Genomic DNA, 23,568 nt, shown 5'->3' with positions numbered 1-23,568 from the left:
GGGACCCTCTCACCAAGGGTTTCCCACGTTGTCCGACAACACTCTGCACGATTCCTTCTTCGCCCTGCACCACGGTCTTCCGCGGCAGGGCCCCGGCTCCGACGCCACCACCCGTCGGCTCCTCGCGCTCGCCGGGCTGCTTCCCGAGCGTCCGCGGGTGCTCGACCTGGGCTGCGGCCCGGGCCGTTCCGCGCTGCTCCTGGCCGCCGAGGCGGGCGCCGAGGTGACCGCCGTCGACACCCATGAGCCGTTCCTCGCCGAGCTGCGCGAGGCGGCGGCCGACCGTGGGCTCGACGGCTCGATCCACACCCTCCGCGCCGACATGGGCGCACTGCCGTTCCCCGACGGCTCCTTCGACCTGGTCTGGGCCGAGAGCTCGGTCTTCGTGCTCGGCTTCGACCGGGCGCTGACCGAGTGGCGCAGGCTGCTGGCTCCCGGCGGCACCCTGGTGCTCACCGAGTGCGTCTGGACCACCGGGGAGCCGGGCCCCGTGGCCCGCGCCTTCTGGGAGGAGCACTACCCGCTCCGTACCGTCACCGGGAACGCGGCGGCGGCGGTCGCGGCCGGCTATCACGTCCTGGGGACCGTGACGCAGCCCGACGGCGACTGGGACGAGTACTACGTCCCGCTCGCCGCGCACGCCGAGGCGGCGGACACCACCGTCCCCGGCATGGCCGAGGCGGTGGCCGGGGCCCGTGCCGAGATCGCGCTGCGGCGCGAGCACGGCTCCGACTACGGATACGCGGGATTCGTCCTGCGGCCCGCCGATCCCCGCTGGCGCACCCGTCCGGAGGGCGCCGGCGAGGCCGCGGCGGTCCGTCCGCTGGTGGCGGCCGCCTTCGGTTCGGACGCGGAGGCCGATCTGGTCGACGCGCTCCGGCGGGACCCGGACGCCTGGCTCCCGGGCCTCTCGTACGTGGCCGAGGCTCCCGACGGTTCGGTCGCGGCGCACGCCCTGATCACCCGCTGCCGGGTGGGCGGCGCCCCCGCGGCGGCTCTCGCCCCGGTCGCGGTGGCGCCGGAGTACCAGCGGACGGGGGCCGGGCAGGCCGTCGTCCGGGCGGTGCTCGACGCGGCACGACTGCGGGGGGAGTCGCTCGTCCTGGTCCTGGGCCATCCGGAGTACTACCCGAAGTTCGGGTTCGTACGTGCGTCTGAGTATGCGATCAAGCCAGGTTTCGAGGTTCCGGACGAGGCGATGATGGCGCTCGTCCTGGACGACTCCGTACCCGTTCCGGCGGGCACGATCGCCTATCCGGCGGCTTTCGGGGTCTAGTCGCCCCGGGCCGCCCCTCCGCTCCCGCCGCGCCGGACGTGCTCCGGTGCGGTGGGAGCGGCCACGTCCGGCCGCCGAAGTACGGACAAGCCGCTTTTGTACGGCAGACTGAGGTGGCCCCATCGGGGCGAGGACCGAAGCGAAGGATGGGTATGCCGACCACACCAGCCACCGCGGCTCAGATCTCGCCGGAGATCGTGTCGAACGGTGTCCAGCCGTCCGGAGCGCCGGCGCCGATCATGCTCGAACTGGTCGACGAGGACGGGACGACCATCGGCACGGCGGAGAAGCTCGCCGCCCACCAGGCGCCCGGACTGCTGCACCGCGCCTTCTCCGTCTTCCTCTTCGACGAGTCCGGCCGGCTGCTGCTCCAGCGCCGGGCGCTCGGGAAGTACCACTCCCCCGGCGTCTGGTCCAACACCTGCTGCGGCCACCCCTACCCGGGCGAGGCGCCGTTCGCCGCCGCCGCCCGGCGGACCTTCGAGGAGCTCGGCGTCTCGCCCACGCTGCTCGCCGAGGCGGGCACCGTCCGCTACAACCACCCGGACCCGGCCTCGGGCCTGGTGGAGCAGGAGTTCAACCATCTCTTCGTCGGCCTGGTGCAGGCCGAGCCGCGGCCGGACCCGGAGGAGATCGAGGACACCGCGTTCGTGACCGCGGCCGAGCTGGCCGAGCGCCACGCCGCCGCGCCCTTCTCCGCCTGGTTCATGACGGTGCTCGACGCGGCGCGTCCGGCGGTCAGGGAACTGACGGGTCCGTCCGGGGGCTGGTGACCATCGGCTGGTGGATCGTCGCTCCGGGCCCCGGCACCATCGGGGCCAGGGGCAGCGCCGCCCAGATGATCTTGCCGCCGCTCGCGGTGTGCTCGACGTCGCAGGCGCCGCCGGACTCCTGGGCGATCTCCCGGACCAGGAGCAGCCCGCGGCCGCCGGTCTGCCCGTAGTCCGCCTCCAGCGCCTTGGGGCGGTACGGGTGGTTGTCCTCGACGGACACCCGGATCCACTCGGGGCCGATCGCGACCTCGACCGCTATCTCCGGGGACAGCAGCGCCGCGTGCCGCACGGCGTTGGTGACCAGCTCGGAGACGATCAGCAGCAGGCCGTCCATGATCTCCTCATGGAGGGGGACGCCCTGGCGGACCAGCAGGTCGCGTACGGCGTGCCGGGCCTGCGGGACGGAGACGTCGACCGCGGCAGCGGTGAAGCGCCAGACTCCTTCGTAGGACGGTTGCCGGGCGGGGCCACCTCCGTGCGTGTCCACGGTACGGTTCCCACCCTCGTGCTCGATTCTCGCCACGGATCGAGTCTTGGCAATGCGCGCAGGCGTACCGGCCTACTGACCAGAAGTCGACACTTATCGGCCGCCTTCCGATCGGGTGAGTATGCCGATGTCAGTTGTTCGACTGATCGGGTGCGCTTTCTGACGACTCCGAAGGCGCGCCGGACACCGGTGCCGGGGTCACCATACTGACGATCCGTCGCCCGCCCACCCCGATCGCGATCAGGCCGAGGCCGTCGAAGAGCAGCGCCAGCGAGAAGAAGACCCCGAGAACGTACCGGCTGCTGTCCGGCCAGTCGAACAGCACGAGCAGACCGAGCAGCAGTCCGAAGGCCCCCTGGAGGAGCGTCCAGCCGAACTGCGGGCCCCGCACCACCACGCTGCCGACCAGCCGGAAGAGACCGCCGGTCAGGAACAGCAGGGCGGCGAACATCGTCAGCGCCTCCGCCGAACCGTGGGGGTGACGGATCACCACCACACCCGCGGCGATGTTCAGGGCGGCGACCACCACGGCGAGCCAGAAGTAGCTCGTGCCCCGCGACTGGATCGCCTGGAGCAGCCCCACGACCCCGCCGATCAGCAGCAGCCAGCCGAAGAGCAGCATCGAGGTCAGGGTCGCCAGGCCCGTGTAGACCAGACCCACGAGGCCGCCGATGACGAGCAGGACGCCCAGCACGGCCAGCCAGCCGAAGCTCCGGTTGAGCCGTTTCCCCTCGCGTGCCATCTCCTGGACGGGGTCCGGGGCCGGGCCCGGGTCGTCGTGCGTCTCGCGGGCGTCCTCGGCCATGCGGTGCCTCCTCCTGGCGGCCCCTTCCTGATCGTACGTTCGGGTGGGGCGGATAGCATCCGGCCCATGGATCCGCAGCTGAAGGACAGCGTCACGGACGGGATCGCCACCGTCGTCATCGCCAACCCGGCCAAGCGCAACGCGATGAGCGCCGGCATGTGGCGCGCGCTGCCCGGTGTGCTGGACCGGCTCGCCGCCGACCCCGCGGTGCGGGTCCTGGTCCTGACCGGCGAGGGCGACACCTTCTGCGCCGGGGCCGACATCTCGGCGCTCCGGGAGCCCGGGGACGAGCAGCAGACGCTCGCGGTACGGGCCGAGGAGGCGCTCGCGGCCTTCCCCCGGCCGACCCTGGCGGCCGTCCGGGGCTTCTGCGTCGGGGGCGGCAGCCAGCTGGCCGCCGCCTGCGATCTGCGGTTCGCCGAGGAGGGCGCCCGCTTCGGGATCACCCCCTCGAAGCTCGGCATCGTCTACCCGTCCTCGTCGACCCGGCGGCTCGCCGCCCTGGTGGGACCCTCGGCCGCCAAGTACCTGCTGTTCTCAGGTGAGTTGATCGACGCGGAGCGGGCCCTGCGGACCGGGTTCGTGGACGAGCTCCACCCGGTGGGCGAACTGGACAAGCGGGTGGCCGAGTTCGCCCGTGTGCTGGCCTCGCGCTCGCTGCTGACGCAGTCGGCCGCCAAGGAGTTCGCCGACGGGCGCCTGGACCGGGACGCCCACTGGGCCGAGCAGGCGCGCGGAAGCGGCGACACCGCGGAGGGTGTCGCCGCCTTCCTGGAGCGCCGGGCGCCCCGCTTCACGTACGGGAGCTGAGGCCCGGCGGGCCGTCGTCAGCGCCCCTGGGGCAGGTGGCCGGGGGCCGTCGTCAGCGCCCCTGGGGGAGGTCCTCCGCCTTCACGCCCCGCCACCGCGCCACGATCTCGGCCGGGGCCTTCTCCGGCGACCCCGCGTCGTACGGCGGCTGCGGGTCGTACTCGGTGAGCAGCTGGATCGTCTGGGCGAGCTCGTCCCCGCCGATGCGGCCGAGCAGGTGCAGGGCCATGTCGATGCCGGAGGAGACACCGGCGGCGGTGACGTACTTTCCGTCGAACACGACCCGCTCACCGGTGGGTTCGACGCCCAGCGCCCTGAGCTCCTCGTGGGCGAGCCAGTGCGTGGTGGCGCGGCGGCCGTCGAGGACTCCCGCGGCGGCCAGGATCAGGGAGCCGGTGCAGACCGAGGTGGTCCAGGTACTGGTCTCGTCCGCGGTACGGAGCCAGGCCTGGACCTCCGGGTCGCTCATGGTCTCCCGGGAGTCGGGCCCGCCGGGGACGAGCACGATGTCCGGGCGCGGGACCTCGGCGAGGGTCCTGTCCGCGACGAGGGCGAGGCTGCCCTGGTCGTTGCGGACGGGGCCGGTCTCCTTGGCCACGAAGACGGTCTCGGCCCCGGGGATGCGGGCGAGGAGCTCGTACGGCCCGACGGCGTCGAGCGTGGTGAAGCCCTGGTAGAGCAGGACGGCGATCTGCACGGTGGTCCCTTTCAGGTGACGGGTGCGTGGAATCGGCGGCGGTAGTCGGCGGGTGCGGTGCCGAGGGCCTTCGTGAAGGCGCGGCGCATGGTCTCGGAGGTGCCGTACCCGGCGGCCCGGGCGACCTCCTCGACGCCGCGCGAGGTCTCCTCCAGGAGGCGGCGGGCGTGTTCGAGCCGGACCCGGTCGACGTAGCGGCCGGGGGTCGTGCCGGTCTCCACCCGGAAGGCGCGGGCGAAGTGGCGGGGCGAGAGCCGGGCGCGGGCGGCGAGCGTCTCGACGGAGAGATCCCCTTCGGGGTGCTCGGTGATCCACTGCTGCAGGTCGCGCAGCGGCTCCCGGCGAGCGGTCTGGGCGGCCAGCTGGGCGCTGAACTGGGCCTGGTTGCCGGGGCGGCGCAGAAAGACGACCAGGTGGCGGGCGACGGTGAGGGCCGCGTCCCGGCCGAGGTCCTCCTCGACCAGGGCCAGCGCCAGGTCGATACCGGCCGTGACGCCGGCCGAGGTGGAGAGCCGCCCGTCCCGTACGAAGATGGGGTCCGGGTCCACCTCGACCCGGGGGTAGCAGCGGGCGAGGTGGTCGCAGGCGACCCAGTGGGTGGTCGCCCGGTGCCCGTCGAGGAGACCGGCCTCGGCGAGGAGCAGTGCCCCCGTGCAGACGGAGACCAGCCGCCCGGCGTCGGGGGCGTGGGTGCGCAGCCAGTCGATCAGGGCGGGGGCGGGCCGGCGGGTGCCCTCCCCGCCGGGGACGACGAGGGTGTGCGGGGCTCCGTCGGCGACCGCCTCGGCGAGGGTGGTGTCGGGCAGCAGACGCAGCCCGCTGTGGGTACGGACCGGCCCGCCGTCCAGGGAGGCGGTGCGGATCGTGTACGCGGCCGGGTCCCCGGCGGCGCGGCCGGCACCGGCGAACACCTCCAAGGGGCCGGTGACGTCGAGGCTCTGCACGTCGTCGAAGAGGACGACGAGAACGGATCGCTGCGTCATGGGTCCATCCTCGGAGGCCACCGGGAGGGCCGCAATGACGCCGATCCCACCTTTTCTGCCATCGCGCGCGCATACGGGGCGGTCTCGGCGGTGGCCGTGGCGGCCTCGGTGACTCCGAGGGCCCGGCCGTATCGGCACGTTCCGAAGGTTCCCGTCGTACCGACCAGTCGGTAACCTTCGGGCATGACGACTGCTCTGCCGCCGCGCGCGGGACGCCGCTGCCACAACGCGCTCAACCCGCTGCACTCCACGCTCTACTTCTCGCCCGACCTCGACCGCGAGTTCGGCGCCCTGGGCTTCACCGACCAGAGCGCGATGCGGCTCGCCGCGCGCAGCGCCGCGCTCGGCGCGGTGGGCCCCGGCACCGTCGCCGCGACCTTCTACAACTACAACCACGAGCTGCTCGCCCGGCACCTCCCGGGCGTCTGGGAGACCGCCTCCCCCGCCGAGGTCCTCGACGCGCGGCTGCGCACCGTCGACGCGACCCTGCGCCGTCTGCTCGGCGAGGAGACCGTCGCCTCCCCGGAGATGGCCGAGGCGGCGGGGCTCGCCCTGCGCGCCACGGAGGCCTGCGCCCGGCACGCCCGGCCGCTCTACTCGGCCCACGCGGACCTGCCGGTGCCCGAGGAGCCCCACCTCGCCTACTGGTACGCCGCCACCCTGCTGCGCGAGCACCGGGGCGACGGACATCTCGCGGCCCTGCTCTCCGCCGGTCTCGACCCCGTCGAGGCGCTCGCCTCCCACACCGCCACCGGCAAGGGCATGGCCCCCCGCTGGGTCCTCGGCACCCGCGGCTGGCGGCGCGCGGACTGGGAGGCGGCGACGGAGCGGCTGCGCGGACGTGGGCTGATCGACGCCGACGGCGAGCTCACCGAGGCGGGCACGGCCCTCCGCACCGAGCTGGAGGACCACACCGACCGGCTCGACGCGGCCCCGTACGAGCACCTCGGCGCGGCCGGGGTCGAGCGGCTCACCGAGCTGGGGCGCGGCTTCCTCGTCACGGCGGCCGGCGCGGGCGCGTTCCCGACGGATCTCGTCGGCAAGGGGTGACCGCGGGGCGCCCGACGGGCGGCCGGGACGCGCGCGGGACGGGCCGGTTGCCGCGTTCGGGTGACCGACCCGGCAGAATGCACTCGCAAGCTTGAGGCACGAGAAGGCGAGTCGGGACACCGTGACGACGTCCATCGAAGCAAGGATCGCCGAGGAACTCGGCGTACGCGAGCGACAGGTGAAGGCGGCCGTCGAGCTGCTCGACGGCGGTTCGACCGTGCCGTTCATCGCGCGCTACCGCAAGGAAGCGACGGAGATGCTCGACGACGCGCAGCTGCGCACGCTCGAGGAACGGCTGCGCTATCTGCGCGAGCTGGAGGACCGCCGGTCGGCGATCCTCGACTCCGTACGCGAGCAGGGCAAGCTGACCGGGGAGCTGGAGGCCCGTATCCGGGCCGCGGACACCAAGGCGCGCCTGGAGGACATCTACCTGCCCTTCAAGCCGAAGCGCCGGACGAAGGCGCAGATCGCCCGCGAGGCCGGTCTCGAACCGCTGGCGGAGGGGCTGCTCGCCGATCCGTCGGTGGAGCCGACGGCCGCCGCCGCCGCCTTCGTGGACGCGGGCAAGGGCGTCGCGGACGCCGCCGCGGCCCTGGAGGGGGCACGGGCGATCCTCGCCGAGAAGTTCTCCGAGGACGCCGACCTCATCGGCGAGCTGCGCGAGCGCATGTGGGGCCGCGGCCGGCTGGTGGCGAAGGTGCGGGACGGCCAGGAGGAGGCGGGAGCGAAGTTCGCCGACTACTTCGACTTCACCGAGCCCTTCACGGCCCTCCCCTCGCACCGGGTGCTCGCCATGCTGCGCGGCGAGAAGGAGGATGTGCTCAGCCTGGACCTGGAGCCGGAGCAGCCTTCCGAGACCCCCGGCCCCTCCTCGTACGAAGGGATCGTCGCGCACCGCTTCGGGGTCGCCGACCGCGGTCGCCCCGGGGACAAGTGGCTTCAGGACACGGTCCGCTGGTCCTGGCGGACCCGCATCCTGGTCCACCTCGGGATCGATCTGCGACTGCGGCTGCGGACGGCCGCCGAGGACGAGGCGGTGCGGGTCTTCGCGACGAACCTGCGCGATCTGCTGCTCGCCGCTCCGGCCGGCACGCGGGCGACGCTCGGCCTCGACCCCGGCTTCCGTACGGGTGTGAAGGTCGCCGTGGTGGACGCGACCGGCAAGGTCGTCGCCACCGACACGATCTATCCGCACGTCCCCGCGAACAAGTGGGACCAGGCGCTGGACAGGCTGTCGCGGCTCGCCAAGGAGTACGCGGTCGAGCTGATCGCGATCGGCAACGGCACGGCCTCCCGCGAGACCGACAAGCTGGCGACCGAACTCCTCGCCAAGCACCCCGAGTTGAACCTGACGAAGGTGATGGTCTCGGAGGCCGGTGCCTCGGTCTACTCGGCCTCGGCGTTCGCCTCGCAGGAGCTCCCGGGCCTCGACGTGTCGCTGCGCGGCGCGGTCTCCATCGCCCGTCGGCTGCAGGACCCGCTCGCCGAGCTGGTGAAGATCGACCCGAAGTCCATCGGCGTCGGCCAGTACCAGCACGACCTGGCCGAGGTGAAGCTCTCGCGCTCCCTCGACGCGGTCGTCGAGGACTGTGTCAACGGTGTCGGCGTCGACGTCAACACCGCCTCCGCGCCGCTCCTCTCGCGCGTCTCGGGCATCAGCGCCGGGCTCGCGGAGAACATCGTGGCGCACCGGGACACCAACGGCCCCTTCCGCTCCCGCCGGGCGCTGAAGGACGTGGCGAGGCTCGGACCGAAGGCGTACGAGCAGTGCGCGGGCTTCCTGCGCATCCGGGACGGCGACGACCCGCTCGACTCCTCGTCGGTGCACCCGGAGGCGTACCCGGTGGTCCGCCGGATGGTGAAGGCGACGGGCGGCGAGGTGGCGGCGCTCATCGGCGACACGGGCACGCTGCGCTCGCTGCGGGCGGACGACTTCGTCGACGAGACCTTCGGTCTGCCGACGGTGACGGACATCCTGCGCGAGCTGGAGAAGCCGGGCCGTGACCCGCGTCCGGCGTTCCGGACGGCCACCTTCAAGGACGGTGTCGAGAAGATCGGCGACCTGGCGTCCGGGATGGTCCTGGAGGGGGTCGTCACCAACGTGGCCGCCTTCGGGGCGTTCGTGGACATCGGTGTGCACCAGGACGGTCTGGTGCACGTGTCGGCGATGTCGAAGAACTTCGTCAAGGACCCGCGCGACGTGGTGAAGCCGGGCGACGTGGTCAAGGTGAAGGTCCTCGACGTGGACATCCCGCGCAAGCGGATCGCGCTGACGCTGCGGCTCGACGACGAGCCGGGCGCGGACGCCCAGGGCGGCGGGCCCAAGCGCGAGCGGGGCGAGCGCTCCGGCCGGCCGCCGCAGCAGCGGCAGGGCGGTGGCCGCAAGGCGGAGGGCGGCAACCGCAACGACCGCGGGGACCGCTCCGGCCGGGATCGTTCGGCCGCGCCCGCGCCCTCCAACAGCGCGATGGCGGACGCCCTGCGCAAGGCCGGACTGCTGGGCGAGGGCGACCGCAAGCGCCGGTAGGACGCACGGGGGCGGATCCCGGTTTCCGACCGGGACCCGAGCCCGTGTCCGACGGAAACGGGAAGGAGGCCACGGCCCGGTCGGGCCGTGGCCTCCTTGACGTGGGGGTGCGGACTCGGTTACGGCAGGAAGCGCAGGGCCCAGTCGGCGCGGTTGGCGACGGAGAGGTCGTCGTCCTCCGTGAGGGGCTGGAGCAGACCGCGGGCCGTCTTCGGGTCCGCCTGGACCAGGTCGACGATCTCGGTGGCCAGGCCGTCCTGGTCGTCGCCGAGGTCGACGGCGGAGGCCCGTACGAGCACCGGCAGGGTCTCGACGCCGCCGAGCCCCGCGACGACACCGCCGAGCAGCTCACGGGCGTACGCGTTCCGCTCGGCGATCGCCCGGTCGAGCTCGGCCGTCAGCCGGGGCAGCAGCGCCCGGTCGCCCGTCGCCGCGATCTCGTCGGCGAGGTCGATCGTCGCGTCGACGTCGGCGTCGAGGTCGTCCAGCATCGTGATGAGCCGGGTGATGACGTCGTCGGTCATGGTGCCTCCTGGAATGCGCCGTCCACGAGCACGGGGACGGTCGTCGAGGTGTCGGTCTCGGCGGCCACGGCCACGTCCTGCGGAAAGCCGTTCTCGTACAGTTCACGGCCCGAGTCGCAGCCGTGCAAGGCGGCGACCGGGTCCTCCGTGGCCGACCACAGCGTGGCCGCCGCGGTCGCCTCCGGGGTCAGGGTGTGCGCGCCCGTGGCACGCAGTCCGGCGAGGACCGCGCCCGCGCCGAGCAGGTCCTCGAGCGCCGGGCGCAGCGAGCCGTCGGGCCACCGCTCGCCCGCGGCGACGACGGCGAGCGGACGTTCGGCGGAGCCGTACCCGTGGTCGGTGAGCCACCGGACGACGGCCGAGTGATTGCGGAGGGAGGCGGCGACGACGGTCGCGGCACCGGCCTCCGCGGCGATCGTGGAGCCGTTCGGCGAGGGCAGGACCAGGCGGGGCGGCATCGGGGCGGCCCGCAGGGCGGCCGGCGAGAGCGTCCACGGGTGCGCGGGGGTCGCCTCGCGGCGCCCGACGGCGAGGCTCGCCCCGACGGCCGTCGCGTACGCGACGGCCGTGGCGTCCCGCCATCGGTACGGGTGGACCGCGGCGCCGGCCTCGACGGCGACGCCCACGGCCGTGGTGAAGGACAGCACGTCGACCACGACGACACAGGCGGCCGAGGGGGCGAGGACCCTCGCCTCGACGGGGCCCCAGCCGAAGGAGACCGTCATCGCGGCCCCCGCCGGAGGGGGACGGTCATCGCGGTTCCCGGCCGTCGCGCGGGAGCGTCATCGGAGCTCCGTGACCTTGCCGCCGGCGACCTCGATGCGCCGGGTGGTGCGGACCGCGTCGAGCATCCGCCGGTCGTGGGTGACGAGCAGCAGCGTGCCGGTGTACGAGTCGAGCGCGGACTCCAGCTGCTCGATGGCCGGGAGGTCCAGGTGGTTGGTGGGCTCGTCCAGGACGAGCAGGTTCACGCCCCGGCCCTGGAGCAGGGCGAGTGCCGCGCGGGTCCGCTCGCCCGGGGAGAGCGTGGTGGCGGGCCGCATCACATGTGCGGCCTTGAGGCCGAACTTGGCGAGCAGGGTGCGGACCTCGGCGGGCTCGGTCTCGGGCACGGCCGCGCAGAACGCCTCCAGGAGCGTCTCCGTACCGTGGAAGAGCTTGCGGGCCTGGTCGACCTCGCCCACGACGACGCCCGAGCCGAGAACGGCGTCGCCGGAGTCCAGCGCCAGCCGGCCGAGGAGGGCGGCGAGCAGGGTCGACTTCCCGGCTCCGTTGGCCCCGGTGACGGCGACCCGGTCGGCCCAGTCGATCTGGAGGGTGACGGGGCCGAAGGAGAAGTCGCCGCGGCGCACCTCGGCCTCGCGCAGGGTCGCGACGACGGAGCCGGAGCGCGGCGCGGACGCGATCTCCATCCGCAGCTCCCACTCCTTGCGGGGCTCGTCCACGACGTCGAGACGTTCGATCATGCGCTGCGTCTGCCGGGCCTTCGCGGCCTGCTTCTCGCTGGCCTCGCTGCGCGCGTTGCGTCCGAGCTTGTCGCCGTCGGTGGACTTGCGACGGGCGTTCCTGACGCCCTTGTCCATCCAGGACCGCTGCATGTGGCCGCGCGCTTCGAGGGCCGCCTTCTTGCCCGCGTACTCCTCGAAGTCCTCGCGCGCGTGGCGCCGGGCGGTGTCCCGCTCCTCCAGGTACGCCTCGTAGCCACCGCCGTACAGGGTGATCTGCTGCTGGGCGAGGTCGAGTTCGAGGACCTTGGTGACCGTACGGGTGAGGAACTCGCGGTCGTGGCTGATGACGACCGTCCCGGCGCGCAGCCCCTTGACGAAGGCCTCCAGGCGCTCCAGGCCCTCGAGGTCCAGGTCGTTGGTGGGCTCGTCGAGCAGGAAGACGTCGTAGCGGGAGAGCAGGAGCGAGGCGAGACCGGCGCGGGCGGCCTGGCCCCCGGAGAGGGAGGTCATCGGCTGGTCGAGGCCGACGGTGAGGCCGAGGGAGTCGGCGACCTCCTCGGCGCGCTCGTCGAGGTCGGCGCCGCCGAGGTTCAGCCAGCGCTCCAGGGTGGTCGCGTACGCGTCGTCGGCGCCGGGGGTGCCGTCGACGAGGCCCTGGGTGGCCTCGTCCATCGCGGTCTGGGCGGCGGCCACGCCGGTGCGCCGGGCGAGGAACTCCCGCACGGTCTCGCCCGCGCGCCGCTCGGGCTCCTGCGGGAGGTGCCCGACGGCGGCGGTGGGCGGGGAGAGCCGGAGCTCGCCCTCCTCCGGGGTGTCGATCCCGGCGAGCAGCCGCAGCAGGGTCGACTTGCCCGCTCCGTTGACTCCGACGAGGCCGATCACGTCGCCCGGGGCGACGACGAGGTCGAGCTCGGCGAAGAGGGTGCGGGCGCCGTGGCCGGCGGCGAGGTCCTTGGCGACGAGGGTTGCAGTCATCAGGGAACGAATCCTAGGCGACGGAACGACACGCCGAGGATTCGAGGAGCCGCAGCAGCACGGACCGGTAGGCGGCACCGTGGAAGCGGTACGGACCGACCCCGGGGTAGCCCTCGCGCGCGAGGTCGGCGGTGGGGCCGGTCTGCCAGGCGAAGTCGCGCCAGACGACGTCCTCGCCGTCGTGTGCGACGAAGGCGGTGACCGCGCCGCAGCCGGGGTCGTCGCAGTCGGGGCAGGAGTAGATCACCCGTCGGCCGTCGGCGGATCCGGGGCCGCGGCCGAGGAGCCGCTCGACATGATCGGCGCGGAGGACGGGCGGGAGGTCGGAGGCCAGGGGCGAGACCGTGTCGACGCCGTCGACCTCGTCGAGGAGCCGGAGCAGCGGCCTGCCGTCGACCACGAGGTCGGCGGGATGCTCTCCGAGGCCGGTGGAGCTCAGGGGGATGACGCCGTCCGCACCGGTGGTGGGGGCGAGTTCGAGGGTCGTGTAGGCGCCGCGCATGCCCTTGAGTCTTCCGCGCCCGCGTGGCTGGGCCGTCCCGGAAATGTCCCGGTCCCGGTACGGTCCGGGGCATGGAGAGCGACGTGATCGTGGTGGGTGGCGGGGTCGTCGGCCTGACGACCGCGGTGACCCTCGCCGAGCGAGGGCTGCGCGTGCGGGTCTGGTCGCGGGACGAGGTGACGGCGACGACATCGGCGGTGGCGGGGGCCCTGTGGTGGCCGTACCGGATCGAGCCGGAGGCCGAGGCGGGCGCGTGGGCGCTGGCCTCGTTGCGGGTGTACGGGGAACTGGCCGACGATCCCGGCAGGACGGGGGTGCGCTGGGTGGCCGGGGTCCACGCGGACACCGTGCTGGACGGTCTCGGTGCCTGGGCACGGGAGGTGCCGGGCCTGCGGCAGCTGTCGCCCGAGGAGGTGCCGGGTCCGTACGAGGTGGGTCTGGCCGCGCGGTTGCCGCTGATCGACATGCCCGTCCATCTGACGTGGCTGCGGGGCCGGTTCGAGGCGGCGGGCGGGGTCGTCGAGCGGCGCGTGGTCAGCGGCTTCGGGGAGGCGGCGGCGCGGGCCCGGGTGGTCGTCGACTGCACGGGGGCGGCGGCGCGGGAGCTCGTACCGGATCCCGCGGTGCGGCCGGTGCGGGGGCAGTTGGTGCTGGTGGAGAACCCGGGGATCGAGGAGTGGTTCACCTCGGCGGACGCGGGGGCGAGCGAGACGACGTACTTCTTCCCGCAGCCGGGGCGGCTCGTCCTCGGCGGGACGGCCGAGGAGGGGGACGAGCGGCTGGTACCCGATCCGGCGACGGCGGCGGCGATCGTCGCGCGCTGCGCGCGGGTGCGGCCGGAGATCGCGGGGGCGCGGGTGCTCGGTCACCGGGTGGGCCTGCGGCCGGCGCGGGTGGGCGGGGTCCGGATCGAGGCGGTGCCGCTGCCGGGCGGTGGGCGTCTGGTGCACCACTACGGGCACGGGGGCGCGGGGGTGACGGTGTCCTGGGGCTGCGCGGAGCGGGCGGCGGAGCTCGTGGAGGCCTGAGAACGACTGCGGGGCGGATGCCACCCTTTCGGACAGCACCCGCCCCGCGTTTGCTCACCGGATCGTCGCTCCGGTGCGTTCCCCTACTTCCAGATCGGCGGCTTGCTGTTGTTCTCCGCGTCCTCGCACTGGCGGGCGCGCGTCTCCAGGGCGTTGGCGTGGGCGAGGGCCTTGCGGGCCTCCGCGTGGGCGCCGAGACCCCTGAGCTGCGCGGCGCGGTTGCGCTCCTTCTGGGCGTCGTGCCGCAGCTGACCGATGTTGCAGGTCATCTTGGCCGCGGACGCGGGCTCGGCGGTCACCGTCTGCCCGAGCAGCACGCCGCCGGCGAGCAGCGTCGTGGCGAGCACGGACGTGAGGACACGACGAGCGGTCGTGGTGGTGCGCATGGTGTTCTCCAACTTCCAGGCCGTGGGGACCTGTTCGAGGCATGGTCAGTACCAGTGGGTAACTTTACCTCGGCAAACATCGGATTCACGCCATCGCGCCCCTGCGCCACGTGATCGTCAACACACCTCCACAGGACTGCCACTGACGAGGTGATAGGTGGCACGTGCATCCAGGAGCAGCGGGACGAGTGCGCGACGCGACTGGCCCAGCGGTACGAACACCCCCGCGTCCTCCTGCCTCACGGCGACGCCGTGCAGGGCGAGTTCGTCGCCCACCTCCGCGTACTGCGCGGCGGACAGCCGGTAGCCGCAGGGCGGGTCGGCGAGGATCTCCGAGGGCTCCGCCGGGTCGTTGTCGGCGCCACCGAGGAAGACCGGACCCCGGTCCGCGTATCCGGCGCGCCGGGCCGCCGAGGTGGCCGACGTCAGCGGTCCGCGCCGCTCGTCGAGGTAGTCGAAGGCGCCCTGCAGGGCGGCGTGCTGGGTGGCGACACGGCGCCGGTGGTTGCGCGCCGGGTCGTTCTGCTCGGCCTCGTCGAACGCGTCCACCCGGGTCTCGACGAGCAGCCCCACGGCGTGCTTGATACCGGCCGTGTTCCGCAGGATCCGCTCCTGGCCGTCCCCTGCCACCTGCTTGAGCGGCTTGCCGGTCAGGGGGTCGGTCCAGATGCCGTAGATGCCGCTGCTGTATCCGGCGAGCCCGGCCGCGGGCCGGACGTACTCCTCGGAGAGCGTCCTGGACTCGTCGTGGACGTGCGGATCGGCGTCGAGGCTGCGCGGCCAGAGCGCGAGCAGATCCTTGTCGTAGTACCGGGGGGTGGCTCCGTACTCGTGCAGGTCGTAGACGAGTTCGGGGCTCCGGTCGCGGATCACCGCGGCGACCGCCCGGGCCTCGGCGGTCCGCAGCGCGATGTGGTCCCGGTTGACGTCGACCCCGTCGGCGTTGCCCCGGGTGTCGGCCTCCCGGCCGTCGGGGTTGGCGGTCGGAACGACGAGGAGGGTCGTCCGGGCGAGGAACCGCAGGGTCTCCGGGTCCCGCGCGCGGGCGAGGTCGCGCACCGTGCTGAGACAGGCCTCGCGGCCCGCGGGCTCGTCGCCGTGCTGGCTGCAGACGAGCAGCACGGTGGTGCGGCCCGTACCGAGGGTGGCGAGCCGGAGCGGGCGGCCCTGCGCGGTGGTGCCGATCACGCGCACCGACACCCGCGCGCTCGCCCGGTCGACGGCCGCGAGGAAGTCCCGCTCCTCGGCCTCGGTGGTCCACCGGGCTCCCAGGCTCGTCTCGAAGCCGGTGCGCGGGAGCGGCTTCACCGGTGCGCTGTCCGCCGCCTTGGCGGGAACGGTGACGAGCGGCAGGGCGAGGGCCGCCGCGCCCGCCGCGAGGGCGAGCGTGCGGCGTCGGCCTCGCGGCGCGCTACGGGGGATCACCGGGCGGCTCCGGCTCCGGGAAGGCGGGGACCGGCGACGGCGGCCGGCGGCACTTCACCGCTCGGGGACGCCGCCGCGGTCGGGGCCCGGGGCACGGCCGGGTGGAGCCCGGACGTGGCGCGGCCGAAGGCGGCGGCGCCGCCCACCAGCGGCAGCTTCGCCCAGGTGCGGGTGAGGTCGAGGGTCAGGGTCGGGGTGCTCGACGGCGGGTCGAGCAGGTCCTTGTCGGTGCCGCCGACGATCAGGGCCAATCGGTGTCCGGCCGGGACGACATGGTCGGTGGCGGCGAGGTCCAGGGTCATCGTGTACGCCCTGCCGGGGGTCAGCGGACGCTCCGCGCCGGGGTCGGCCCAGGTGCCGAGATCGGCCCAGCCCCGGCTGACGACCGTGTACCCGACGGCTGCCGTACGGGCCTCGGTCTCCTTGAAGCAGGCGCTGTCACCGGGGGTGCTCAGCCCCCAGCAGGTGCGGTCGGCGAGGGTGGTGATGCCCTCTCCGGCGGCTCCGTAGTCGCGGATGGTGTCGGGTCCGAGGTCGACGAGGACGGCGGAGAGATGCGCTGTCGAGGTGCTCGGGGTGGCGGTGACCGTCACCTTCGAGGAGCCGGAGATCCGCAGCTCGCGGGAGAGCGGGCGGGTGACGAACCCGGCCTTCTCGGGGGTCGTGCCGTCGATCCGGGCGGCCCAGTCGAGCTCGCCGAGCCCGGGGTCGTCGGTGAAGGTCGCGGTGGAGCCGGGGGCGGCGGGGGCGCGGCCGAGGACACCGGGGCCGGCCGCCGCGCCGGGGGCGGGGCGCAGCGTGGTGGTCGCGGTGGTGCGCGGCGGCCAGTGCCGGTCGGTGGTCCAGCGGTCCGGGGCGCGCTCGATGTCGGCGACCGGCTCACGGTCGATGCCGTTGTCGTAACCGAGGAGGTAGTGGTCGAACCAGCGGTGCAGGGTGCGCACCCACTCGGCGCGCCGGAAGTCGAAGGGGTCGACATGGCCGGTCTGGGAGAGCCAGATCTTCCGCTCGACGCCGTGGGCGGCGAGCGCGTCCCACCACTGGCCGAACTGGTTCGCGCGCACGTTGAGGTCCTGTTGGCCGTGGACGACGAAGACGCTGGCCTTCACGTTGCCCGCGTTCCGTACGTGGTCGCGCTCGGTCCAGGCGGCGGTCCGGTCCCCGCTGTAGGGGGTGCCGGCGGTGACGCGGTCCTGGACCGCGCCGCAGCGGGCCCGTGCCTCGGGGCTGTTGACGTAGTCGGAGAGCCAGCTGGGGTTGGCGTTGTAGAGCGGGGCTCCCTGGGAGTGGAAGTAGTCGTACCAGGAGGAGATGGCACCGATCGGAACGATCGTTTTCAGCCCTTCGACGCCGGTGGCGGCGACGCCGTTGGCGATGGTGCCGTCCCAGCTCTTGCCGATCATGCCGACGTTGCCGGTGCTCCAGGTGGTGGCGCGGGACCGGGTGTCCCCCGTACGGGAGGTGTAGCCGCGGGCGCGGCCGTTGAGCCAGTCGACGACGGCCTTGGCCGACTGGACGTCGGAGCGTCCGCCGACGTCGTCGCAACCGTCGGAGCGGTTGGTGCCGGCGAGGTCGACGGCGACGAAGGCGTAGCCGCGCGGAACGAAGAAGTTGTCGTAGAACAGCGGGAACCGCACCGGGTTGCCGTCGGCGTCGTAGGTCTTCTTCTGGCTCTCGTTGCCCCGGCCGCAGCAGGCGTAGTACGGGCTGGCGTCCATGACGACGGGGATCCTGCGGCCGGCCGCCGCGGTCTCCCGGGGGCGGACGATGTCGACGGCGACCCGGTCGGTGCGCCCGTCGCCGTCTCCGTCGAGTCCGGTGTCGACCCAGACGGACTCGCGGATGGCGTCGGCGTACGAGTGGACGGGCCGGGACTCGCGGGCGGAGGGCGCGGCGGGGCCGGTCGGCGCGGACGACAGGGCGGATCCGGCGGGCGCGGCGGGCTCCGGCCGCGCGCCGGCGGGCGTGACCAGGGTGGCGAGCAGGGCGGCGGTGGCCGCGGCCACGAGGGTTCCGTACGGCAGTCGGGCTCCGCGGGTTCTCCGCATTCGCTTCGGCATGGGCGGGAACGTACCCCGGTCAACTCCCGTGCAAAAGAGTGCCGTAGGCAATCAGGGGGGATTCGGGGTGAATCCGGGGGTGGAGGGGTTCATGTCGGCCGAATGGCGATCGTGTGACACGGGGTCCTCTGGACGTGACGGTGCGTCGAGGCACTGAATAGTGTCCGGACTAAGGACCGACGACCACCCGCGCGTCTTACGTTTCTTATGACTTGGGGAGCACCTGTGCACCGCAGAATCATCGTTCCGAGCGCCCTCGCGGCCTCCCTGCTGCTGGCGATCCCGGCATCGGCGGCCGACTTCACCCCCGGGGCCCCGGGCATCGGCGACTCCTACTACCCCACCAGTGGCAACGGCGGATACGACGTCTCCCACTACGACCTGCGCCTGAAGTACCAGCCCGCCACGGACCTCCTGGAGGGCACGGCGACGATCGTCGCCACCGCCAAGCAGAACCTGTCCCGCTTCAACCTCGACCTCGGCCTGAAGGTCAGCGAGGTCCGCGTCAACGGCCGCCTCGCGAAGTTCGCCGCATCGGGTGCCCACGAGCTGGAGGTCACCCCGGCCGTCCCGCTGGAGAAGAACAAGGCGATCTCGATCGTCGTCCGCTACGCGGGCAAGCCCTCCGAGGTGAAGATCGACGGCTGGTCGGCCTGGGCCCGCACCCCCGACGGCGGTGTCGCCGCGCAGGAGCCGGACTCGGCCGTCTGGTGGTTCCCGTCCAACGACCACCCGCTCGACAAGGCCACCTTCGACGTCTCCGTCTCGGTGCCGGACGGCACCCAGGCCATCAGCAACGGCGTGCTCCAGTCGCAGTCCTCCCGCCTCGGCTGGACGCGCTTCAACTGGCGCTCCAACAAGCCGCAGGCGACCTACCTGGCCACGCTGGCCGTCGGCAAGTTCGACATCACGACGGACAGGACGGCGAACGGACTGCCGGTCCTCAACGCGTACAGCAAGAACCTCGGCGACAACGACGGCGCCGCGCGCGCCTCCATCGAACGCACGACCGAGGTCGCCGAGTGGCTGGAGGGGGTCTTCGGGCCGTACCCCTTCAACGCCCTCGGCGGGTACGTGCCGAACGTGACCAGCGGCTTCGCCCTGGAGACGCAGACCCGTCCGTTCTACAGCCCGCGACAGTTCGCCAACGGCGCGAACGTGTCGGTGGTCGTCCACGAGCTGGCGCACCAGTGGTACGGCGACAGTGTGTCCGTCCGCGACTGGAAGGACATCTGGGTCAACGAGGGCTTCGCCCGCTACAGCCAGTGGCTGTGGTCGGAGAAGGAGGGCGAGGGCACGGCCCAGGAGCTGGCGGACTACGTGTACGCCACGCGGACGGCCGAGGATCCGTTCTGGACGGTGAAGCCGGGTGACCCGGGCGCGGAGAACCAGTTCCACATCGCCGTCTACGACCGGGGCGCGCTGGCGCTCCAGGCGCTGCGCAACGAGATCGGCGACGAGGACTTCTTCGCGATCCTGAAGGGCTGGCCGCAGCAGTTCGCCTACGGCAACGCGCGGGTCGCCGACTTCGTGCGGTACGCGGAGCGGGTCTCCGGCAAGCCGCTGGCCGAGCTCTTCGACACGTGGCTGTACCAGCCGTCGAAGCCGTCCGCGTCGACGGCGGCGGCGGTGGGCCTGTCCTCGCCGGCCGCCGCGCCCGCTTCCGGCGGCGCGTCCGCCCGCTCGGCGGCGCCGAGGTCCGCGCAGCCGAAGCCGGTGCAGCCGAAGTCGTGGAAGAAGATCGCGGCGACGAACACCGTCCACGAGACGGAGCACCACGGCGGGCACTGAGCCGTACGCCCGACCGGGGCCCGTCGCACCGAGGCTCGTCGTACCGGGCCCCGAGGCCGTCCGTCAGCGCGCCGCGCGGCGGGCGGCCTCCCGCGCCTTCCGGGCCAGCGGCAGATAGCGCAGCCGCTCGGGAAGGACGGGAACCACCGCCCGGACCACCCGGGCGAGGCGGCGCAGTGTCCGGTCCTGCGCGTCCGTCCACTCCAGACCGATCGCCTCACGTGCGTCCGGCGGCATCATGCCCACGGTGAGGAAGGTCCGCAGCCGCAGGAACGGGCGGCGCAGGACCGGCCAGAGCAGGCGGAGGGCCAGCCGGAGCGGCAGCGGGCCCCGGTCGGGGGCGGGGACCGGCTGGTTGGGGTCGAGCAGCTCCCGGACGACGACCGTCGCCTCCAGTTCCTCCGCGAGGACCTTCCGGTAGTACGGCCAGAACTCCTCGATCGTCTGCGGCATGTCCCGGTCGTGGATCCCGAGGATCCGGCCGACCTGGAGCCACTCCGCGTACAGCTGCCGTTCCTGCGCCTCGGTGAGGGGGCGGGCGAGCAGGCGGAGGCCGTGCGCGTAGACGGGGAAGCCGGTCGCGTGCACCCAGGAGTAGTAGGCGGGGGTCAGCGCGTGATAGCGGCGCCCGTGGGCGTCCGTGCCCTGGATGTCGCGGTGGAGCTTGCGGAGGCGGCGCCCTTCGCGGGCGGCGTCCTCACCGCCGTAGATCCACAGCTGGACCGAGCGCAGCGAGCGTTCGCCGCGGCCCCAGGGGTCGGTGCGGAAGACGGAGTGGGCGTCGACCCCGGCGCCGATCGCGGGGTGCGCGACCTGCATCGTGAGGGCGGCGGGCAGCATGAGGAGCGCCCGGATGTCGCCGGCGACGCTCCACAGCACCCCGCCGACGGGCGGGGGCACCGGGTCGCCGGGCACGGCGGGGGCGGTGGAGTCGACCGGCTCGGCCGGGCCGCCGGGGTCGACGGCAGGGGCACCGGGGTCGACAGGGCCGCCGGGGTCGACAGCGGCGCCGGAGGATCCGGGGTCCACCGGATTCACTCGTTCCATGGGGCTTCTCCTCACACTCCAGGCTGCACCCACGACGAAGGGGCCGTCACCCGGGCGCCGCGGCCCTGGTGACGGCCCCTTCCGGGGAGTACGGGTCAGGCGCGGTCGGCGCCGACCGGCTCGCCGACGATACGGGCGGCGAGGGCGTGTGCCCAGGCGTCGACGTCCGCGGTGAGCTCGCGCTCGGCGGCGGCGCGCTCGGAGGCGATCTTCTCGGCACCGGCCGCGAGGATGGACTCGCGCTCGGCGTTGCCCTCGGCGCGGGCGGCGGCGATGGCCACCGAGCCCTCCTCGACGGCCTTGGCGCGGATACGGGCGGCCTCGTGGCGGGCCTCGGCCAGCTCGGCCTCGTACTGCTCACGGATCTGCGTGGCCTCGGAGCGCAGGTCGTCGGCGCGCTCGGTGCCGCCGTCGATGGCGTCCTCGCGCTCGTCGAGGGTGCGCCGGATCTTCGGCAGGATGACCTTCGCGAGCATGAGGAAGGTGAAGCCGAAGACGACCAGACCGAGGATGAGCTCGGCCCAGACGGGGTTGAGCGGACCGAGGTCCGTCTTGAAGACTTGTGAGTTCGCGAGGGTCATGCGCGCATTCTACCTGGCTCAAATAGGGACAAATCAGGCACTGCGATGAGAGTTGGCGCGCTCGTGCGGGGCACGCAAGATTCCCGGCACCCAGAGGCTACCGGAAGGTAACTCCGGCTGGTTGTATGTGCGGCGCCAGCTCAACCCCCCACACCCTCATGGGAGTTCCCGTGTCGTTCGCCGCGCTCCGCCGCGCCCCCGGCGCCGCCCTCTCGCTCGCGCTCGCCGCCGCCACCCTGGCGGCGACCGCACCGGGCGCGACCGCCGCCCCCGCCACGACCGCCGCCGAGGCCCCGCGGCTGAAGGTGCTCACGTACAACGCCTTCCTCTTCTCCAAGACGCTCTACCCGAACTGGGGCCAGGACCACCGGGCCAAGGCGATCCCCGCCGCCTCCTTCTTCCAGGGGCAGGACGTCGTCGTCGTCCAGGAGGCCTTCGACAACTCCGCCTCGGACGCCCTCAAGGCGAACGCCGCCGGGCAGTACCCGCACCAGACCCCGGTCGTGGGCCGCAGCAAGAGCGGCTGGGACGCCACCGGTGGGTCCTACTCCGCGACCACGCCCGAGGACGGCGGCGTGACGATCCTGAGCAAGTGGCCGATCGTCCGCAAGGAGCAGTACGTCTACAAGGACGCCTGCGGCGCCGACTGGTGGTCGAACAAGGGCTTCGCCTACACCGTGCTCGACGTCAACGGCAGCCGGGTCCACGTCCTCGGCACCCACGCCCAGTCCACCGACCCGGGCTGCTCGGCCGGCGAGGCGGCGCAGATGCGCAGCCGCCAGTTCAAGGCGCTCGACGCCTTCCTCGACGCCAAGAACATCCCGGCGAACGAGCAGGTGATCGTCGCCGGTGACATGAACGTCGACTCCCACACGCCCGAGTACGCCACGATGCTCGCCGACGCGGGCCTGGTGGGGGCCGACGCCCGCACCGGCCACCCGTACTCCTTCGACACCGACCTGAACTCGATCGCCTCCGAGCGCTACCCGGACGACCCCCGCGAGGACCTCGACTACGTCCTCCACCGCGCCGGGCACGCCCGCCCCGCCGGCTGGACCAACCACGTGGTCCTGGAGCGGAGCGCCCCGTGGTCGGTCTCCAGCTGGGGCACCACGTACACCTACGAGAACCTCTCCGACCACTACCCCGTCACCGGCTTCTGACCGGAGCGGCGGCGGGCGCGGATCAGTACCCGTAGCCGCCGAAGACGCTGTAGAGCCAGACACCGAGGACCCCGGCGACACAGAGCAGCACGACGAAGGAACCCGGACTCGTGTGCCGCGCCTTCCGGGGCCGGCCGGACCGGGCGGCACGCGCCGCCCGGTCCGGCTTCTCCCGCTTCCCGGACGTGCCCGCGCGGCTCGCCCGCCCGGCCCGTCCCGACGGGGCCGGAGCCGGCTCGGCCATCGCGGCGACATCCGCGAGCAGGCTCCGGCAGACCGCCGCGAGCTCCGCCGTCCCGGCGGTCAGGTCCACGATCACCTCGGTACGGGCCGGGGCGGTGGTCCCCCCGTCGAGCAGTCGGCCCGCGCGCAGCAGCGCCTGGTCCTTGCCCCCGGTCGGACCGAGACTTATCCAGCGGCCCACGTGCTCGCCCCGGATCACCACACCGCCGCCCCGCTCGCGGTAGACGGTGTGCTCCCGCCACAGGACTCCGGCCAATTCGGCGGCCGTCTCCCTGAGTTGCGTGTACATCTGACTCCCCTGTTCCCGTTCCCCCAGTTCGAACAGCCGCAGACTCTAGCCCCCGAGCCCCGACTCCCCCACCGCCCCCCGCCTCCCCGCCCCTTACGCGCCGAAGTCGTACACGGTGACCGGTATCCCCCGCTCCACCAGCCGCCGGAGCACCAGCGGCTCGACCCGCGCCCAGGAGCCGCCCGCGAGGCCGCAGCCGATGCGCGGCATGTGCACGGACGCCCCCAGCTCGGCCGCCCTGTCGGCGAGCAGCCCGAGCGCGGCGTCGATCGCCTCGTACCGCACGGGCACGCCGCTGCTGCGCCCGGTGCGCATCCCCCGCTGGCCGATCAGATTGGCCACCCAGACGTACGGCTCGACCTGGACGAACTGCGCGGCGCCGAGGCCGAAATCGTTCCCCGCGCGCTCGCGGTGCCAGCGCCGGTAGGCCGCCTCCGGCTCGCTCCAGCGGCGGGAGACCGCCAGGACGAAGCCCTTGCCCCAGCCCCCGAGATCGTTGCAGACATGCGCGACGATCTTGACGCCCTTGGCCTGCGGCGCGGTCGCGTCCCCCCGGACGTAGGTGATCCCCTTCATGACGATCACGCTACGGCCTCCCACTGACAACGGCATCAGTCTTTTACACAGGTGGTGAGACAGCAATACTGTTCAAGTGACCCGGACCGGCGGGTCGCCGGCAACGGAAGCGGGGCGGCTCG

Annotated in this window: 23 protein-coding genes; 8 read left to right on the top strand and 15 right to left on the bottom strand. The window is 73.3% G+C overall.

From position 1 onward, the window contains the following. Positions 1-28 precede the first annotated feature (28 nt). Together IE311_RS17500 and idi are read left to right on the top strand one after the other, a co-directional pair. The gene (locus IE311_RS17500) at positions 29-1,276 is read left to right on the top strand and encodes a bifunctional class I SAM-dependent methyltransferase/N-acetyltransferase (RefSeq protein WP_189832632.1); all 1,248 of its coding nucleotides are present in this window, start codon (positions 29-31) and stop codon (positions 1,274-1,276) included. Between the two features lie 152 nt (positions 1,277-1,428). Beyond that, positions 1,429-2,049 carry an isopentenyl-diphosphate Delta-isomerase gene (gene idi, locus IE311_RS17495; protein WP_189832631.1) on the top strand — a complete coding sequence of 207 codons (621 nt, stop codon included), beginning with the start codon at positions 1,429-1,431 and terminating at the stop codon, positions 2,047-2,049. Here idi and IE311_RS17490 read toward each other — a convergent pair. After that, entirely contained in the window at positions 2,015-2,536 is a 522-nt protein-coding gene (locus IE311_RS17490) for an ATP-binding protein (RefSeq protein ID WP_229901980.1), read from the bottom strand. The genes idi and IE311_RS17490 overlap by 35 nt on opposite strands. A gap of 130 nt (positions 2,537-2,666) precedes the next feature. Further along, positions 2,667-3,278, bottom strand: coding sequence for an HdeD family acid-resistance protein (locus tag IE311_RS17485; protein ID WP_229901998.1), 612 nt, complete (start codon positions 3,276-3,278; stop codon positions 2,667-2,669). A gap of 129 nt (positions 3,279-3,407) precedes the next feature. Between IE311_RS17485 and IE311_RS17480 the strand changes: the two genes are divergently transcribed. After that, complete coding sequence (locus IE311_RS17480; protein ID WP_189832628.1) at positions 3,408-4,151, top strand: enoyl-CoA hydratase/isomerase family protein; 744 nt, start codon at positions 3,408-3,410, stop codon at positions 4,149-4,151. Between the two features lie 52 nt (positions 4,152-4,203). Here IE311_RS17480 and IE311_RS17475 read toward each other — a convergent pair whose 3' ends face one another. Both IE311_RS17475 and IE311_RS17470 read right to left on the bottom strand, forming a co-directional pair. Further along, the gene (locus tag IE311_RS17475; RefSeq protein ID WP_189832627.1) at positions 4,204-4,848 is read right to left on the bottom strand and encodes a DJ-1/PfpI family protein; all 645 of its coding nucleotides are present in this window, start codon (positions 4,846-4,848) and stop codon (positions 4,204-4,206) included. 11 nt (positions 4,849-4,859) lie between these two features. Then, entirely contained in the window at positions 4,860-5,831 is a 972-nt protein-coding gene (locus IE311_RS17470) for a GlxA family transcriptional regulator (RefSeq protein WP_189832626.1), read from the bottom strand. A gap of 183 nt (positions 5,832-6,014) precedes the next feature. On the opposite strand from IE311_RS17470, the gene IE311_RS17465 reads away from it, so the two are divergent. Both IE311_RS17465 and IE311_RS17460 read left to right on the top strand, forming a co-directional pair. Continuing rightward, positions 6,015-6,881: an SCO6745 family protein gene (locus IE311_RS17465; protein WP_189832625.1), complete on the top strand. Its 867-nt coding sequence runs from the start codon at positions 6,015-6,017 to the stop codon at positions 6,879-6,881. Positions 6,882-7,002: 121 nt separating this feature from the next. Continuing rightward, positions 7,003-9,408 carry a Tex family protein gene (locus IE311_RS17460; protein ID WP_189832624.1) on the top strand — a complete coding sequence of 802 codons (2,406 nt, stop codon included), beginning with the start codon at positions 7,003-7,005 and terminating at the stop codon, positions 9,406-9,408. A gap of 119 nt (positions 9,409-9,527) precedes the next feature. Here the strand turns inward: IE311_RS17460 and IE311_RS17455 are convergent, their stop codons facing one another. The 4 genes from IE311_RS17455 to IE311_RS17440 are packed head-to-tail and all read right to left on the bottom strand — an operon-like array spanning position 9,528 to position 12,857. Then, entirely contained in the window at positions 9,528-9,932 is a 405-nt protein-coding gene (locus tag IE311_RS17455) for a hypothetical protein (protein ID WP_189832623.1), read from the bottom strand. Beyond that, positions 9,929-10,657 (bottom strand): 2-phosphosulfolactate phosphatase, encoded by a 729-nt coding sequence (locus tag IE311_RS17450; RefSeq protein WP_189832622.1) that lies wholly within the window; start codon positions 10,655-10,657, stop codon positions 9,929-9,931. Before IE311_RS17450 ends, IE311_RS17455 begins: the two co-directional genes overlap by 4 nt. A 57-nt stretch (positions 10,658-10,714) precedes the next feature. Continuing rightward, entirely contained in the window at positions 10,715-12,355 is a 1,641-nt protein-coding gene (locus IE311_RS17445; protein WP_189832621.1) for an ABC-F family ATP-binding cassette domain-containing protein, read from the bottom strand. A 13-nt stretch (positions 12,356-12,368) separates the two neighbouring features. Next, complete coding sequence (locus IE311_RS17440) at positions 12,369-12,857, bottom strand: hypothetical protein (protein ID WP_189832620.1); 489 nt, start codon at positions 12,855-12,857, stop codon at positions 12,369-12,371. Positions 12,858-12,928: 71 nt separating this feature from the next. Between IE311_RS17440 and IE311_RS17435 the strand changes: the two genes are divergently transcribed. After that, entirely contained in the window at positions 12,929-13,885 is a 957-nt protein-coding gene (locus IE311_RS17435) for an NAD(P)/FAD-dependent oxidoreductase (protein ID WP_189832619.1), read from the top strand. An 83-nt stretch (positions 13,886-13,968) separates the two neighbouring features. On the opposite strand, the gene IE311_RS17430 is transcribed toward IE311_RS17435, so the two are convergent. The 3 genes from IE311_RS17430 to IE311_RS17420 all read right to left on the bottom strand — a co-directional run bounded on the left by IE311_RS17430 (position 13,969) and on the right by IE311_RS17420 (position 17,756). Further along, on the bottom strand, positions 13,969-14,271 hold the full coding sequence (locus tag IE311_RS17430; protein ID WP_189832618.1) for a hypothetical protein: 303 nt from the start codon (positions 14,269-14,271) through the stop codon (positions 13,969-13,971). A 117-nt stretch (positions 14,272-14,388) separates the two neighbouring features. Continuing rightward, positions 14,389-15,696, bottom strand: a complete 1,308-nt coding sequence (locus IE311_RS17425) for a M14 family metallopeptidase (RefSeq protein WP_189832617.1) — start codon at positions 15,694-15,696, stop codon at positions 14,389-14,391. Further along, positions 15,693-17,756, bottom strand: coding sequence for a Xaa-Pro dipeptidyl-peptidase (locus tag IE311_RS17420; protein ID WP_229901979.1), 2,064 nt, complete (start codon positions 17,754-17,756; stop codon positions 15,693-15,695). The genes IE311_RS17425 and IE311_RS17420 overlap by 4 nt, the downstream gene beginning before the upstream one ends. Positions 17,757-17,981: 225 nt before the next feature. Here IE311_RS17420 and IE311_RS17415 point away from each other — a divergent pair, with 225 nt between their 5' ends. After that, positions 17,982-19,547 (top strand): M1 family metallopeptidase, encoded by a 1,566-nt coding sequence (locus IE311_RS17415; protein ID WP_189832616.1) that lies wholly within the window; start codon positions 17,982-17,984, stop codon positions 19,545-19,547. A 63-nt stretch (positions 19,548-19,610) separates the two neighbouring features. Here the strand turns inward: IE311_RS17415 and IE311_RS17410 are convergent, their stop codons facing one another. Further along, complete coding sequence (locus IE311_RS17410) at positions 19,611-20,594, bottom strand: oxygenase MpaB family protein (RefSeq protein WP_229901978.1); 984 nt, start codon at positions 20,592-20,594, stop codon at positions 19,611-19,613. Positions 20,595-20,689: 95 nt separating this feature from the next. Then, the gene (locus IE311_RS17405; protein WP_189832615.1) at positions 20,690-21,175 is read right to left on the bottom strand and encodes a F0F1 ATP synthase subunit B family protein; all 486 of its coding nucleotides are present in this window, start codon (positions 21,173-21,175) and stop codon (positions 20,690-20,692) included. A 158-nt stretch (positions 21,176-21,333) separates the two neighbouring features. Here IE311_RS17405 and sph point away from each other — a divergent pair, with 158 nt between their 5' ends. Then, complete coding sequence (gene sph / locus IE311_RS17400; protein WP_229901977.1) at positions 21,334-22,338, top strand: sphingomyelin phosphodiesterase; 1,005 nt, start codon at positions 21,334-21,336, stop codon at positions 22,336-22,338. Positions 22,339-22,360: 22 nt separating this feature from the next. Here sph and IE311_RS17395 read toward each other — a convergent pair whose 3' ends face one another. Both IE311_RS17395 and IE311_RS17390 read right to left on the bottom strand, forming a co-directional pair. Next, positions 22,361-22,870, bottom strand: a complete 510-nt coding sequence (locus IE311_RS17395) for a hypothetical protein (protein ID WP_189832613.1) — start codon at positions 22,868-22,870, stop codon at positions 22,361-22,363. Between the two features lie 93 nt (positions 22,871-22,963). Continuing rightward, a complete protein-coding gene (locus IE311_RS17390; protein WP_189832612.1) occupies positions 22,964-23,446 on the bottom strand; it encodes a macro domain-containing protein in 483 nt (160 codons plus the stop codon). Positions 23,447-23,568: the final 122 nt, after the last annotated feature.

The sequence above is a fragment of the Streptomyces zaomyceticus genome (assembly GCF_014656215.1).
In the GTDB taxonomy this organism is placed as follows: domain Bacteria; phylum Actinomycetota; class Actinomycetes; order Streptomycetales; family Streptomycetaceae; genus Streptomyces; species Streptomyces zaomyceticus.
Note: the sequence above shows the minus strand (reverse complement) of the source record. Positions and strands in the feature narration are given on the sequence as shown.

What these genes read in the sequence shown, in the direction of transcription:
- idi (WP_189832631.1), top strand. Translation starts at nt 1,429, where the DNA reads ATGCCGACCACACCAGCCACCGCGGCTCAGATCTCGCCGGAGATCGTG.
- IE311_RS17485 (WP_229901998.1), bottom strand. Translation starts at nt 3,278, where the DNA reads ATGGCACGCGAGGGGAAACGGCTCAACCGGAGCTTCGGCTGGCTGGCC.
- IE311_RS17480 (WP_189832628.1), top strand. Translation starts at nt 3,408, where the DNA reads ATGGATCCGCAGCTGAAGGACAGCGTCACGGACGGGATCGCCACCGTC.
- IE311_RS17470 (WP_189832626.1), bottom strand. Translation starts at nt 5,831, where the DNA reads ATGACGCAGCGATCCGTTCTCGTCGTCCTCTTCGACGACGTGCAGAGC.
- IE311_RS17465 (WP_189832625.1), top strand. Translation starts at nt 6,015, where the DNA reads ATGACGACTGCTCTGCCGCCGCGCGCGGGACGCCGCTGCCACAACGCG.
- IE311_RS17455 (WP_189832623.1), bottom strand. Translation starts at nt 9,932, where the DNA reads ATGACCGACGACGTCATCACCCGGCTCATCACGATGCTGGACGACCTC.
- IE311_RS17450 (WP_189832622.1), bottom strand. Translation starts at nt 10,657, where the DNA reads ATGACGGTCTCCTTCGGCTGGGGCCCCGTCGAGGCGAGGGTCCTCGCC.
- IE311_RS17445 (WP_189832621.1), bottom strand. Translation starts at nt 12,355, where the DNA reads ATGACTGCAACCCTCGTCGCCAAGGACCTCGCCGCCGGCCACGGCGCC.
- IE311_RS17440 (WP_189832620.1), bottom strand. Translation starts at nt 12,857, where the DNA reads ATGCGCGGCGCCTACACGACCCTCGAACTCGCCCCCACCACCGGTGCG.
- IE311_RS17435 (WP_189832619.1), top strand. Translation starts at nt 12,929, where the DNA reads ATGGAGAGCGACGTGATCGTGGTGGGTGGCGGGGTCGTCGGCCTGACG.
- IE311_RS17430 (WP_189832618.1), bottom strand. Translation starts at nt 14,271, where the DNA reads ATGCGCACCACCACGACCGCTCGTCGTGTCCTCACGTCCGTGCTCGCC.
- IE311_RS17420 (WP_229901979.1), bottom strand. Translation starts at nt 17,756, where the DNA reads ATGCCGAAGCGAATGCGGAGAACCCGCGGAGCCCGACTGCCGTACGGA.
- IE311_RS17410 (WP_229901978.1), bottom strand. Translation starts at nt 20,594, where the DNA reads ATGGAACGAGTGAATCCGGTGGACCCCGGATCCTCCGGCGCCGCTGTC.
- IE311_RS17405 (WP_189832615.1), bottom strand. Translation starts at nt 21,175, where the DNA reads ATGACCCTCGCGAACTCACAAGTCTTCAAGACGGACCTCGGTCCGCTC.
- sph (WP_229901977.1), top strand. Translation starts at nt 21,334, where the DNA reads ATGGGAGTTCCCGTGTCGTTCGCCGCGCTCCGCCGCGCCCCCGGCGCC.
- IE311_RS17395 (WP_189832613.1), bottom strand. Translation starts at nt 22,870, where the DNA reads ATGTACACGCAACTCAGGGAGACGGCCGCCGAATTGGCCGGAGTCCTG.
- IE311_RS17390 (WP_189832612.1), bottom strand. Translation starts at nt 23,446, where the DNA reads ATGAAGGGGATCACCTACGTCCGGGGGGACGCGACCGCGCCGCAGGCC.